This is a genomic window from Campylobacter concisus, assembly GCF_015230015.1.
GTDB classification, from domain to species: domain Bacteria; phylum Campylobacterota; class Campylobacteria; order Campylobacterales; family Campylobacteraceae; genus Campylobacter_A; species Campylobacter_A concisus_AF.
In genome coordinates, this window is the sequence record NZ_JAAKZC010000005.1 from 118,189 (window position 1) to 130,714 (window position 12,526).

Below are 12,526 nucleotides of genomic sequence, written 5' to 3' on the forward strand. Positions count from 1 at the left end.
TCTTTGCCTTTATAAATTTAAAATAGACTTACAATCTATTTTAAATTTAATCTTTATAATCCCTCATCTACAAAAAGGATAAAAATGAATCTCTCAATCTTAAATTTACTACCGATAAAACAAGGCGGTGATGCAAAAGCTGCCATAGATGCAGCCCTCAGACTGGCTAAATTTGCCGAAGATATCGGCATAAAGCGCTACTGGGTTGCAGAGCATCACAATATGAAAAACTTAGCTAGCTCAGCCACGCAGCTCCTCATCGCACACATATTAGAGCATACAAAAAGCCTGCGTGTGGGCTCTGGCGGCGTGATGCTACCAAACCACAGCCCCTACTCTATCGCCGAGCAGTACGCCACTCTTGAGACGCTATATCCAAACCGCGTCGATCTTGGGCTAGGCAGAGCTCCAGGGACTGACCAAGAGACAGCTGCAGTGCTTAGACGTGGCGCAAGAGAGATGGAATTTAACATGCATATAAACGAGCTAATGGATTATTTTAACGCTAAAAGAGCCGTGAAAGCCTATCCAAAAATAGACAAAATTCCACCTATTTACATACTTGGCTCAAGCATATATAGCGCATATGTGGCGGCTGAGTTTGGCCTGCCTTACGCCTTTGCGTCGCATTTTGCACCACGTGCGCTAGAAAAAGCGGTAGAAATTTATCGTCAAAATTTCAAACCATCGCCCTTTTTAAAAGCGCCCTATGTCATCGCAGGAGCAAATGTGATAATAGCCCAAAGTGACGAGCTAGCAAAGAGCTTGGCAACCACGCAAACGCAGTTTTTCTTAAACGTAGTAACTGGCGAAAAAGAGTATTTGCAGCCACCAAAAAAGGATAACGACGAAGTATTTGCTGCGTCTTACAAAACAGGTGCCAAAGCTCCACATTTTGGGCCGATCGACTTTAGGCAGATAGAGCTAAAAAATAGAGAAAGAAGCGTCACGGAAGAGATGATGGCGTGCTCTTTTATAGGCTCAAAACAAAGCGTTAAAGAGCAAATTTTAAAGTTTCAAAACGCACTAGCAGTCGATGAGATCATGGCTCAAAGCTTCATTTTTGATGAAAAGGCACAGCTTGACTCTTTTGGGGCGTTAAAAGAGATCGCAGATCAAATTTAATCCTCTCTAACCCTTAAAAATATAGGAAATCTTGGCTTGCCGTTAGCCGTTAAATTTTGAAATTTATATGTGATGATAGAGCCTATCTTTGGGGGCTCTTGACGATTTTTGTCGCTTAGTCCTGAGCCTATTTTAAAGATAGTGCCCTCTTTTGGCTCGCCCTCTTTGCTACCAAGTGCTTTGCAGGTAAGCGAGCCAGCAAGATTTGCGTATTTACCGCTGCCTTTATTCACGGCGATAACCTCGCACTCGGCGTCTTTAAATTTCTTAAATTTGAGCGCATTTTTACTTCGTTTTCGCTCGTATGGCGCATTTGGCTCACGCACCACTGCACCCTCACCGCCTTTTGCGATAATGTCCTCTGTAAATTTTAAAAATTGAGCGTTATCGCGCATTTTTATCTGCTTTATGATGATTAAATTGTCATTTGGCTCATTTTTTAGAAATTTAGCCAAAATTTCCAGTCTGGCAAGTAGTCCGCCGCTCACCTCTGGCACGTCAAAAATGTGAAATTTTAGCCTACTCCACGCCTTTTCATCTGGCAGCTTATCCATCACGGTCGCTTGAATTTCTTCAAATTTAAGCTCCTTTGCGTAAAGCTCGCCATCAAGTGCAAATTTAGGGAAATTTTTAGTAAAACTTAGCGGTACATTTAGCTTTTTGCCATGCCTTGAGAGCAAATTCTCTCCGTCCCAGTAGGCGCGCACGCCATCAAGCTTCTCGCTAGCTAGCCAGCCACTGACGTTTTGATCTTTAAATTCGCTAAGGCGCAGCAGATCAAGAGAAAATGCAAAATTTAAAAGCACCAAAAGTGCAAAAATTATTCTAATCAAGCCTTGCACTTACAAAAACAATAGTCTATGTGATCATCCACCACGCCCACGCTTTGCAAAAAGGCATAGGTGCTAACAGAGCCTAGAAACTTAAACCCTCGCCTTTTTAGCTCCTTTGCCACAAAGTCAGACATCGGCGTAGTAGCTGGCACTTGCTTGATATTTTGATAGTGATTGATGATCTGTTTGCCGTCAAATTTTGGGTCAAATTTCTTTAGCAAATGTCCCCACAAATAGTCATAAAAGCTGCCAAATTCTTGCGTTACTGATAAAAATGCAATGGCATTTGTGGCAAGAGAATTTAGTTTTAATCTATTACGTATGAGCCCTTCATTTTGCATAAATTTAGCTATCTCAGCCTCGCCATAAAGCTTGACCTTTTCAGGGTCAAAGCCGTCAAACGCCACTCTCATAGCCTCTCTTTTTTGAAGCACTCCATGCCACGAAAGTCCCGCTTGAAAGCCCTCTAAAACTATCATCTCAAAAAATTTTCTATCATCTTTTATGACCTTGCCCCACTCATTATCGTGGTAGGCTATATCAAGCTCGCCCTTGGCCCACTCGCAACGTCTCATTTAAATTTTAATCCCGTAAAACTCGCTATACCACTCGACAAATTTAGCCACGCCGTCGTTTACCTTTGTATTTGGCTTGTAGTCAAAGTCAGCCACCAAATCGCTCACGTCTGCAAATGTCGCTGGCACGTCGCCTGCTTGAAGTGGAAGAAAATTTTTCTTGATCTCACGGCCGATCTTTATCTCAACTGCCTTGATGTAGTCCATGAGCTCAACTGGGCTGTTGTTGCCGATGTTATAGACTTTAAACGGCGCTTTTGAAGTGGCAGGGTCTGGGTGCTTTGCGTTCCAAGCTGGATTTGGCTTAGCAGGGTTGTCGATGCACTTAATAATGCCCTTTACGATGTCGTCCACGTAGGTAAAGTCGCGCTTCATCTTACCGTAGTTGAAAACATCGATGGTTTTATCTTTAAGCGCAGCATCAACAAACAAAAATAGCGCCATATCAGGGCGTCCCCATGGTCCATAAACGGTAAAAAAGCGAAGTCCAGTCGTTGGCACGTTAAATAGGTGGCTATAAGTGTGCGCCATCATCTCGTTGCTCTTTTTGGTCGCCGCGTAGAGGCTTATAGGGTGATTGACCGCTTCGTGCGTAGAAAATGGCATGTTTTCATTTAGTCCATAAACCGAGCTAGAGCTTGCATAGACTAGGTTTTTGATCTCATTGTGGCGGCAGCACTCGAGGATGTTCATAAAGCCTGTGATGTTGCTGTCGATGTAGGCTTTTGGGTTTATGAGCGAGTAGCGAACGCCAGCTTGTGCGGCTAAATTTACCACCACGTCAAATTTTTGCTTCTCAAAAAGCTCTTTCATCGTCTTTTCATCAGCAAGGTCTGCTTTTATAAATTTTAAATTTGTATGAGTTTTTGAAGTGATAAGCTTGCCGTAGTCTATCTCGCTCACGTCAAAACCAGCCGTTTTTAGGCGTGCAAGCTTTAAATTTACGTCGTAATAGTCATTTATCACATCATATCCAACGACCTCATCTCCACGTGCTACAAGAGCATTTGCAAGGTGAAATCCTATAAATCCAGCTGTTCCAGTTACTAAAATTTTCATATTTTTCCTTTCATTTTGACTTATTCGTCGTCTAAATTTATCTCAGGCACTTTCTCTTCAAAAAGCGTCTTGCCTTTTGGCTCTTTTGGCTTTAGATCGCTTGCTTTTTTAAGCAAACCACCAAGCATATCGCGGTTTAGCTCCTCTTTGCTAATGGGCCTTACATCATCAAATTCACTAAATTCCAAAGCCTCTTTATCTACCTTGATCTCGTAGTCTAGCTTGCCAGAAATTCTTTCTAGCTCGTCGCTTATCGCAGAGCAAAAGACCTCAGTGTATCCCCTGTGAGCGCAGTTTTTGGCTAGAAATTCGCTCATCACATTTAGGTGATTTATGTAGTCATCTTGCAAGATATTTGCCTGCAAAAGCTCAAATTTCAAAAATAGCCAGTAGGTGTTAAGCACGTCGCTTTCGCAGTATTCGTTTATCTTATCAAGCTCGCCAGCGTAGTAAAGCTCAAGCACCTGATCGCCGTGCACGTCGTATTTGCCAGGTAAATTTAAGCTAGCGCAAAGCGTATCAAGCTTTAGCCCTCTAACACTTCCAAAATCGCTTATAAAATCAAGCAGATCAAGGTGAAATTTAGGCGAATACCTTGCCCTATAATTTTCCCATTTGTTTTTGTTTAGCTCTTTGTTTTCGCTCTCGTAATAAGCCGCCGCGTTTAGGTTGTAGCGCATCGCACGCACCATTAGCATAGGCAGGTCAAAGCCACGGCCGTTAAAGCTAACAAGCCTTGGATTGTAGTCATTTATAAATTTTAAAAATTTAGCGATGATCTCGCGCTCGTCCTTGCCCTCCATCGTGCTAACTTTTAAAAATTTGCCATACTCATCGGCCATCACCGCAGAGATCGCCACAACTCTATGAAACATCACAGGCAAAAAGTCGCTGCCACTGGCCTCTTTTTGCAAGGCCATCGCCTGGATGCTCACATCTTCGTCGCTCCCGTCAATGCCGTAAATTTTTCTTATCAAATTTGCATCAGGTATCGTCTCGCAGTCAAAGACGCAGATGTAACTTTTCGCCATTTTAGCCCTTTTTTAAGCATTTTTTTTTAAAATCATACCAAAAATTTATATTTAAAGTGTTTTATGCAAGATAAAAATCAACTAAAAATAGCCATCGTAAAGCTCTCCGCTCTTGGAGACATCGTGCACGCAGCCATTGTGCTTCAGTTTATCAAAAAGCACTGCCCAAATGCCCACATCACGTGGCTAGTTGATGCACGTTTTGCAAGCCTTTTAAAAGACCATCCGCTAATCGACGAGCTAGTCGTTTTACCACTTAAAGAGAGCTTTAAAAAGAGCTACAAGATCATAAAAACGCTTGGTAAATTTGATAAGATCATCGACTTGCAAGGGCTCTTTAAATCAGCCGTCGTCGCAAAACTACTTGGCAGAGAAATTTATGGCTTTAGCAAAGAGAGCGTCAAAGAGAAAATTTCTGCAAGGCTTTATAAGCATAAATTTAAGATCGACTACAACGAAAATATCATAGTTAGAAACCTAAGCCTTGTTGGATACGCTCTAAATTTTGGCTTTGATAGAGATGAAATTTTAAAAAAATCGCCCTGCTTTGAAATAGTAGGGAAATTTAAAAATGAAAGTGGTAAAAAGCGTGTTTTAATCGCTGCCTTTGCAAGCGAAGAGAGCAAAATTTATGACAAATTTAAAGATGTGATCAGGTTGCTTAATGGTTGCGAAATTTATCTTTGCTACGGGAGTGAGAGCGAAAAAACAAGAGCTGAGGCGATCATCTCGCGCACCTCTGCAAAACTGCTTGAAAAGCTAAGCATAAAAGATATGATAGATTTTATCGCAAGCTGCGATCTAGTAATCGGCAATGATAGCGGCCTAACGCACCTTGCATGGGCGATAAATAGGCCTTCTATCACGCTTTTTGGTAACCGACCAAGCCACCGCAATGCCTACGTAACGGACAAAAATCTTGTCATTGATATGGGTAAGCAAATAGATGCTAGAAGTATCGATAAAAACGACTTTTGTATAAGAGAAATTTACCCTGAAACGGTTGCAAATTTTGCAAAAAGGCTGCTAAATGGATAGGCTCTATCTAGCTGGCTTTTACACATTAAAATTTCTTATATTTTTACTCCCAACTGCGCTTCAAAATTTGCTTGCTAAATTTCTAGCATTTGCGTTTATGAAGCTTAAAAAAAAGAGATTTCACATCGTGATGACAAATTTAAACCTTGCGTTTGGCGAGACTAAGAGTAAAGAGGAAAAGCTAGAAATCGCTAAAAAATGCTACTACAACTTTGCAAAATATCTTGGTATAAATTTCATCCTCAACCAAAACACAACAAAGCAAAAGATACTTAAGCAAGTTGTTTTTAAAAACGAGCACTTTTTACTTGACGCGATGAAGTCTGGCCGACCTATCATCGTCACAACCGCGCACTTTGGACAGTGGGAGATATTTAGTCTAGCGATGGCAGCACGATTTGGCGCAGTTTCGGTACTTGGCAGAAGGCTTGATAGTAGCGTCATGGATAAAATTTTAAGAGCCAACAGATCGCAATTTGACGTGGAGCTCATCGATAAAGATGGCGGTGCAAAAGATATCTTAAAAGCGCTAAAAGCTAGACGTTTGGTTGGAATCTTGGTCGATCAAAACACCGCACCAAAAGATGGCATAAAGGTGCAGTTTTTTGGTAAAGATGTGCTTCACACGCCAGCTGCAAGCTTGCTAGCGCAAAAAACAAATGCTTTAATCATAAACGCATTTATCTACCAAAAAGGCGAAAATTTAAGCGAAATTTGCTTTAAAGAGCCTATTGATATAAGCACGTTTGATAAAGAAGATGCCGTACAAAAAGCGACGCAAATGCAGTGTAGCGCGTGCGAAGAGATGGTTAGAACAAGGCCTGAGGAGTACTTTTGGTTTCACCAAAGGTTTAAGAGATTTTACGAAAATGAGTATAAATGCTAAGCGTCGTAATCCTAACTTACAATAGCGAAAAGTACCTAAAAGAGGTGCTAGAAAGTGCTAAATTTGTTGATGAGATCATCGTGGTTGATAGCGGCTCAAAAGATAGCACAAGGCAAATTTGTGATAGCTTTAGCAATGTGAAATTTCACGAGCAAGCTTGGCTTGGATTTGGCGCGCAAAAGCAAAAAGGCGTGGATCTAGCCAAAAACGAGTGGGTCTTTGTGCTTGATAGTGACGAGGTGATCACAAGTGAGCTAAAAGAGGAGATCATTGACACGCTAAAAGAGCCTAAATTTAGCGCATATAACGTAGCTAGATTAAATTTTTTCTTTGGCAAAGCGATAAAAAATATGGGGCTATATCCAGACTACACGGTGAGGCTATTTAATAAAAATTTTGCCAAATTTGATGGCAGAGCTGTGCATGAAAAGGTCGTTTTAAATGATGGCTCGCAAAGACTTGGGACGCTTAAAAATCACTTCTTGCACTACGCGTATGAGAGCATCGAGCAGTTTATCGCCAAGCAAAATCGCTACTCAAGCATGGGCGCAAAGAGAAATTTATTTAAGGCACTTACGAGCCCAGCTTGGACATTTTTTAAGCTTTTTGTGCTAAAAGGTGGCTTTAAAGAGGGCTTTGCTGGCTATGTTATCGCTAGACTTTATGCCCAATACACATTTTGGAAATATATAAAATGAAAATACTTGTGATTAAATTTAGAAACATCGGCGATGTGCTTTTAACAACACCACTCATTGAAAACCTGCACCACTACTATCCAGACGCTACCATCGACTTTGCCCTAAACAAGGGCACGGAAGCGATGATAGAAGGCAATCCTTACATAAATAAAATCCACATTTATGATAGGCAAAGTGCAAATTCTGGCTTTTTTAAAAAGCTAATGACCGAGCTAAAATTTATAAGAGCGATCAAAAAAGAGAAGTACGATATGGCGGTGCAAACGACCACTGGAGACCGCGGCGTCATCATCGCAAAGTACGCCAAGATCAAAAAGATAGTTGGCTTTTTAGGAAAGCATAAGGCAATAAATAAACTTTTAAGTGTAAAAGCAAAATATTACGAAAATTTCTCTCACACGGTTGATCTAAATTTAAATGCGCTAAGAGCACTGGGTTTTGAGCCGGTGAGCAAAAAAGTAAGCGTCTTTTCAGATGAGAGCGTGGAGCATCTAAATTTACCAAAACGCTTTGTGCATGTGCATCTAACAAGCCGCTGGATGTTTAAATGCGCAAACGACGAGAGCATGGCTGAGCTCATCGACTACTGCGAAAATGAGCTTGGCATAAATGTCGTGCTGACAAGCGACAACAAAGAAAATGAGCTAAATAAACTTGCAAGCGTGCTAAAAATCTGCAAAAGCGAGCCTATAAATTTAGGCGGTAAGCTAAGCCTAAAACAAACGATCGCCATCTCAAAGAGCTCAAGCCTCTTTATAGGCGTCGATACTGCTATCATGCACATAGCCGCAGCAAATGATGTGCCAGTGATCGCCTTTTTTGGTCCAAGCAATGCTTTTGAATGGGGACCATGGGATAATAGCTTGATGCAAAATGGCTACACAGCGCAAAATGGCATACAAAGCATGGGCAAACACATCGTCTATCAAAAGGACTGGGACTTTGTGCCTTGCGATAAGGAAGGCATCACGAAGTATAATGTAGAAAAAACTCTAATGGACTTTAGTGATGAAATGCCAAAAATAAAAGAAAAGATAAAAGAAAAGTTAGGATCACAATAATGAATATACTTTATACAGAGACGCTTTATAACTGGGGCGGACAACAAAATAAAGTGATAAACGAAATGCATTCGGCACAAGAGCTGGGTCACAATGTAATATTATTTTGTAATCCAAATTCCGAAATTTTAAAACGTGCTCGAGAAGAAAATTTTAAAGTTATCGAATGTGAGATGAATAAGAAAAATTTTTATAAAACAGTGCCGATATTTTGCAAAATTTTATGGCAAGAAAATATAGATGTAGTCATATCAAATGGCTCCACAGACAGCTGGGTAGCTGCTATATCAAAAATTTTTACTAGAAAAAAAAGTATTAAATTTATACGAGAGAGACACAATGAATTCCCGATAAGAGGCTTTTTAAGTAAATTTTTGCACACCACGCTTTTTGATAAGATCATAAGCGTGAGTCCTAATGTAACAAAAGTTTTACAAAAAATAGGCGTAAAAAATGAAAAAATATTTTTTATCCCGACTTTTGTGGATTGTAATGCTCTAAATGCGGTGCGATCAACATTTAGGGACGAATTTAGCATCCCAAAAGAAGCGATAACAGTAGGTATGTTTTCCTCACTTAGTCGCCAAAAAGGTGTTTTTGAATTTGCAAATGCCCTAAAAATTCTTATGCAGAAAAACAGCAACATATACGGCATTTTTGGCGGGAACATCAACAAAAATACAAAAGATCAAATTTTAAACATCTTTGATGATGCAGTGAGAGAAAAATTAGTTTTTACTGACTTTAGAAGCGATATTGCAAATGTGGTAAAAGGCATAGATTATTACGTCTTTCCTTCTCATACAGAAGGTCTTCCTACGGCTTTACTAGAGGCTATGGCCCTATCTCGCCCAATAGTCGCTTTTGATATTGCCCCTATGAATAACCTGCTCGCACAGAACAGAGGGCAGTGCGCTAAATTTTTAGACGCTCAAGATATGTCGGAGAAGATAAATGCATACATACAAAATGACGAGCTAGCCAAACAATGCGCAGAAAATGCTAGCACCTTTGTCAAAGAGAATTACGACATACAAATTCTAAAAACATATATCAAGAGATTATTGGAGAGCCTATGAATAGTCCAATTTGCATACTAACAGTGCATCACTGCAACAACAATAAAAATGACTTTGCCATTAAGCCAGAGCTATTTAAAAAAGCTCTTCGTATGGCGCTTGATGAGGGCTATAAATTTATAAATTATGGCCAGTTTAAAGATATCGTAGCAGGCCGAGAAAAGGCTCATAAAAAGAGCATTTTGCTAACTTTTGATGATGGATATTTTGATAATTATAAATTTGCTTTTCCTCTACTAAAAGAGCTAAATATCCCAGCTGTTTGCTTCTTGATAACAGATAAGATCAAGGATTTTAAAAGGCAGGATTATGATTTTCCCTTTAAAGTGCACAAAGATATCGACTACGATAAAGATACGGAGTATTTTTTAAATTTAGATGAGATCAGGCAGATGCAAGAGAGTGGGCTTTTTGAATTTGACAGCCACACAGCGAGCCACTTCTCTTGCAGAAGTGATGATGAAGCAAGGTTAAGAGAGGAATTTTCTAGCTCATTTGCTAGGATAAAAGAGCTATTTCCAGAGAAAAAAGAATTTGGATTTTGCTTTCCAAAAGGGCATTTTAACGAGCTTTCGCAAAGGATAGTTAGAGAGTATTATGACTTTGCTTTTAGCGTGATCGATGGTGGATATTGTGTGGGAGATGATAAATTTAAGATAAGACGTATAGATATCTCAAACAACGCAAAGAGCGAGAGCGACTACATTTTTAGGGTCAAGAAAAAGCTTTTTATATATTCAACGCCATTTATAGGCAAAATTTACTCAGACTTTAGGAATAGAGGTTTTAAATAATACTTAGTTCTAACTCCTAAGAAAAGCATAAATAGATCCTAAAAAGTCATTTTGATATATAAACATAGTCTTTTTAAGCCATTTTTCATCACGTTTTGTCACTATGCGTTTTATCTCCTCTAAGTTGCCATCAGCCTTGTTTATGCCACGTTTTGTCGTGAAAAATGCACTGTATCCATGCTTTTTAGCAGCGCTTAGATACTCGTCATTATATTTACCCCTTGGCCAGCAAAGTGCGTCATCCTCAAAACCAAAATTTTTCTTCATAAACTCACGACAAAGGCCAAATTCCTCGTCCAAACTAAGCTGCCCAAAATATCCATCAAAATGCCCATGTGTATGCGAATGAAAATAAAAGCACTCACTCATCCTCTCGATCTGCTCTAAATTTAAGATCACATCTTGCGGCCTACTTGGCGCAAGCTTCTTGCACTCGTTGTGATCGACGTTTAAAAAACTAGCAGGCCTCATCTCATGAGCTTTTTGCGCTGCCTCTATCCAGCCAGTTATTATAAATATATTTGCTTTTAGTCCAAATTCTTTCACGATAGGATAGGCGTAAATGTAATTATCCATCCAGCCATCATCAAAAGTTATACAAACGCTCTTTTTTGGCACCTCAAGCTCACCCTTTTTGTATGCGATAAATTCATTTATACTTAGCGTTTTATAGCCATTTTCGGCTAGAAATTTCATATGCGATCTAAACTCATCCACGCTACTAGCGATAAAACCACTCTTTTCAAGCACATGGTGATACATCAAAATTGGTACGCTCATTTTACAAGCTCCATATATAAATTTTGTGTGTTTTCTATCATTTTTTCGATACTAAATACCTCTTTTACGTACTCTCTGCCAAACTCACCCATCTGCTTTCTTAAATTTTCATCTAAAATAAGCCTTTCAAGCACCTTTTTTAGTTCCTCTTTGTTGTCATTTTCAAATAATAGTCCTGTTTTATTATCTTTTATCGCTTCCCCAATACCGCCTACATTGCTTCCTATACAAGGCACTGCGCAAGACTGGGCCTCAAGCAGTGCTGTGCCAAGGGCTTCCATTTTTGATGGCAAAACAAATAGATCAAAGCTACCTAAAAAATCGCTCACGTCGGCTCTATTCCCAAGCATTAATATATTTGGTGTTTTTATATTTTGTAAATTTTCATATTGTGGGCCATCGCCTACTACGACCAAAAAAGTATTTGGCAAATTTAGCTCATTAAATGCTTCAAACAAAATTTTATGATTTTTAGCAGCTCTTAGTACTGCTACGACGCCTACTATAATAGAGTTTGCGGGCAAATTAAGTTGATCTCTTATATCTTTTTTAAAATGTGGAGTAAATTTATCAGTATCAACTCCAGTATAGATAGTCTCTATTAAGCGTTCTTGCACTCCTTGATATATAAGCTGAGTCTTGACAGCATTTGAGACAACAACGATCTTATCATTTATATTGTAACTAAATGGCGATCTAATTGGAGTTTGTAAGTGTCTAGTGCGAACTACCTTTGCACCAGTTATTTTACTAACTATGGCACCTATAATTCCATCTTTGCCAGAGTGAGTTGAGATGATTTTTATATTATTTTGCTTTACAAATTTGCAAATTTTAAAAATTTCAAAGATATTAAAAGATTTTTTAAGGTTAAACTCGACAAATTCGCACTCTATCTGTTTTTTAAAGCTCTTTGAGCCAGTATTTAACCCATAAAAAACCTTAAATTTGCTCTTATCTAGCCCATTTATAACACGCTGTGTGCGGTGCTCTTGCCCGCCAAATCCAAGCGAGCTTTCAAGCTCAAGTATGTTTATCATTTTCTACTCTTTAAATTCTTTCATTTTTTTATTTGATAAAAAGCCATTTATTGTATTAAAGATTTTTAAAATTTTTGATACATTTTCATATGATTTTACATTTTTTAACATTTTTATCAAAATTCTATGTTTTAGTCTAAGCTTTGAAAAACCAGCTGAGCTTATAATACTATCAATATCATCATAAAAAAGATCAAGCGCTTTTACATAGCTACCATTTTTTAAATTTGGCCTTGATGAAATAGCTGGCATATAGACACTTTTTATCTTTCTAAGCTCTAGATCAGGCACCATTTCAAGAGCTAAATTTTTATTTTTTAAAATCGAGATTATATCTTCATAGACAAATTTATTTATAACCATATTAATTCAAAATTTCTAATATACTATCATTGTTACCATCATTAGCAACTATAATCTCGATATCTTTTAAACTCTAAATTAAATACTATCCACACATTTTTTAATATATTTTTGCACATCTATAAAACTAACTTTTACAGACATCTCACCTTCTCTATATT

General features: G+C 38.7%; 14 protein-coding genes. 7 read left to right on the forward strand and 7 right to left on the reverse strand.

The window, feature by feature from the left end:
- Positions 1-84 precede the first annotated feature (84 nt).
- Complete coding sequence (locus G6W42_RS04260) at positions 85-1,125, forward strand: LLM class flavin-dependent oxidoreductase (protein WP_194173077.1); 1,041 nt, start codon at positions 85-87, stop codon at positions 1,123-1,125.
- On the opposite strand, the gene G6W42_RS04265 is transcribed toward G6W42_RS04260, so the two are convergent.
- Genes G6W42_RS04265 through G6W42_RS04280 form a run of 4 tightly spaced genes read right to left on the reverse strand, consistent with a single transcriptional unit; the run spans position 1,122 to position 4,623 of the window.
- Positions 1,122-1,955 carry a DNA ligase gene (locus tag G6W42_RS04265; RefSeq protein ID WP_194173092.1) on the reverse strand — a complete coding sequence of 278 codons (834 nt, stop codon included), beginning with the start codon at positions 1,953-1,955 and terminating at the stop codon, positions 1,122-1,124. The genes G6W42_RS04260 and G6W42_RS04265 overlap by 4 nt on opposite strands.
- Entirely contained in the window at positions 1,955-2,533 is a 579-nt protein-coding gene (locus G6W42_RS04270; RefSeq protein ID WP_194173078.1) for a DNA-3-methyladenine glycosylase I, read from the reverse strand. The genes G6W42_RS04265 and G6W42_RS04270 overlap by 1 nt, the downstream gene beginning before the upstream one ends.
- Positions 2,534-3,592, reverse strand: a complete 1,059-nt coding sequence (locus tag G6W42_RS04275; RefSeq protein ID WP_194173079.1) for an NAD-dependent epimerase — start codon at positions 3,590-3,592, stop codon at positions 2,534-2,536.
- A gap of 20 nt (positions 3,593-3,612) precedes the next feature.
- Positions 3,613-4,623 (reverse strand): 3'-5' exonuclease, encoded by a 1,011-nt coding sequence (locus G6W42_RS04280; protein WP_194173080.1) that lies wholly within the window; start codon positions 4,621-4,623, stop codon positions 3,613-3,615.
- 63 nt (positions 4,624-4,686) lie between these two features.
- Between G6W42_RS04280 and waaC the strand changes: the two genes are divergently transcribed.
- Genes waaC through G6W42_RS04310 form a run of 6 tightly spaced genes read left to right on the forward strand, consistent with a single transcriptional unit; the run spans position 4,687 to position 10,182 of the window.
- Positions 4,687-5,661, forward strand: a complete 975-nt coding sequence (gene waaC, locus G6W42_RS04285) for a lipopolysaccharide heptosyltransferase I (RefSeq protein ID WP_194173081.1) — start codon at positions 4,687-4,689, stop codon at positions 5,659-5,661.
- Positions 5,654-6,547: a lipid A biosynthesis lauroyl acyltransferase gene (locus G6W42_RS04290; protein WP_194173082.1), complete on the forward strand. Its 894-nt coding sequence runs from the start codon at positions 5,654-5,656 to the stop codon at positions 6,545-6,547. The genes waaC and G6W42_RS04290 overlap by 8 nt, the downstream gene beginning before the upstream one ends.
- Positions 6,541-7,245 (forward strand): glycosyltransferase family 2 protein, encoded by a 705-nt coding sequence (locus G6W42_RS04295; protein ID WP_194173083.1) that lies wholly within the window; start codon positions 6,541-6,543, stop codon positions 7,243-7,245. Before G6W42_RS04290 ends, G6W42_RS04295 begins: the two co-directional genes overlap by 7 nt.
- The gene (gene rfaQ, locus G6W42_RS04300; protein WP_194173084.1) at positions 7,242-8,309 is read left to right on the forward strand and encodes a putative lipopolysaccharide heptosyltransferase III; all 1,068 of its coding nucleotides are present in this window, start codon (positions 7,242-7,244) and stop codon (positions 8,307-8,309) included. The genes G6W42_RS04295 and rfaQ overlap by 4 nt, the downstream gene beginning before the upstream one ends.
- Positions 8,309-9,388 (forward strand): glycosyltransferase family 4 protein, encoded by a 1,080-nt coding sequence (locus G6W42_RS04305; protein ID WP_194173085.1) that lies wholly within the window; start codon positions 8,309-8,311, stop codon positions 9,386-9,388. Before rfaQ ends, G6W42_RS04305 begins: the two co-directional genes overlap by 1 nt.
- Positions 9,385-10,182 carry a polysaccharide deacetylase family protein gene (locus tag G6W42_RS04310; protein ID WP_194173086.1) on the forward strand — a complete coding sequence of 266 codons (798 nt, stop codon included), beginning with the start codon at positions 9,385-9,387 and terminating at the stop codon, positions 10,180-10,182. Before G6W42_RS04305 ends, G6W42_RS04310 begins: the two co-directional genes overlap by 4 nt.
- Before the next feature lie 9 nt (positions 10,183-10,191).
- Here G6W42_RS04310 and G6W42_RS04315 read toward each other — a convergent pair whose 3' ends face one another.
- From G6W42_RS04315 to G6W42_RS04325, 3 genes are read right to left on the reverse strand one after another with little or no spacing between them, the layout of a single operon-like run.
- Positions 10,192-10,962 (reverse strand): polysaccharide deacetylase family protein, encoded by a 771-nt coding sequence (locus G6W42_RS04315; RefSeq protein ID WP_194173087.1) that lies wholly within the window; start codon positions 10,960-10,962, stop codon positions 10,192-10,194.
- Positions 10,959-12,002: a glycosyltransferase family 4 protein gene (locus G6W42_RS04320; protein ID WP_194173088.1), complete on the reverse strand. Its 1,044-nt coding sequence runs from the start codon at positions 12,000-12,002 to the stop codon at positions 10,959-10,961. The genes G6W42_RS04315 and G6W42_RS04320 overlap by 4 nt, the downstream gene beginning before the upstream one ends.
- 3 nt (positions 12,003-12,005) lie before the next feature.
- Positions 12,006-12,365 carry a hypothetical protein gene (locus tag G6W42_RS04325; RefSeq protein ID WP_194173089.1) on the reverse strand — a complete coding sequence of 120 codons (360 nt, stop codon included), beginning with the start codon at positions 12,363-12,365 and terminating at the stop codon, positions 12,006-12,008.
- Positions 12,366-12,526 lie beyond the last annotated feature (161 nt).

Bases quoted from the DNA above. Each gene is read 5' to 3' on its own strand.
- waaC (WP_194173081.1), top strand. From the start codon at position 4,687: ATGCAAGATAAAAATCAACTAAAAATAGCCATCGTAAAGCTCTCCGCT.
- G6W42_RS04315 (WP_194173087.1), bottom strand. From the start codon at position 10,962: ATGAGCGTACCAATTTTGATGTATCACCATGTGCTTGAAAAGAGTGGT.
- G6W42_RS04260 (WP_194173077.1), top strand. From the start codon at position 85: ATGAATCTCTCAATCTTAAATTTACTACCGATAAAACAAGGCGGTGAT.
- G6W42_RS04305 (WP_194173085.1), top strand. From the start codon at position 8,309: ATGAATATACTTTATACAGAGACGCTTTATAACTGGGGCGGACAACAA.
- G6W42_RS04275 (WP_194173079.1), bottom strand. From the start codon at position 3,592: ATGAAAATTTTAGTAACTGGAACAGCTGGATTTATAGGATTTCACCTT.
- G6W42_RS04325 (WP_194173089.1), bottom strand. From the start codon at position 12,365: ATGGTTATAAATAAATTTGTCTATGAAGATATAATCTCGATTTTAAAA.
- G6W42_RS04270 (WP_194173078.1), bottom strand. From the start codon at position 2,533: ATGAGACGTTGCGAGTGGGCCAAGGGCGAGCTTGATATAGCCTACCAC.
- G6W42_RS04320 (WP_194173088.1), bottom strand. From the start codon at position 12,002: ATGATAAACATACTTGAGCTTGAAAGCTCGCTTGGATTTGGCGGGCAA.
- G6W42_RS04290 (WP_194173082.1), top strand. From the start codon at position 5,654: ATGGATAGGCTCTATCTAGCTGGCTTTTACACATTAAAATTTCTTATA.
- G6W42_RS04310 (WP_194173086.1), top strand. From the start codon at position 9,385: ATGAATAGTCCAATTTGCATACTAACAGTGCATCACTGCAACAACAAT.
- rfaQ (WP_194173084.1), top strand. From the start codon at position 7,242: ATGAAAATACTTGTGATTAAATTTAGAAACATCGGCGATGTGCTTTTA.
- G6W42_RS04280 (WP_194173080.1), bottom strand. From the start codon at position 4,623: ATGGCGAAAAGTTACATCTGCGTCTTTGACTGCGAGACGATACCTGAT.
- G6W42_RS04295 (WP_194173083.1), top strand. From the start codon at position 6,541: ATGCTAAGCGTCGTAATCCTAACTTACAATAGCGAAAAGTACCTAAAA.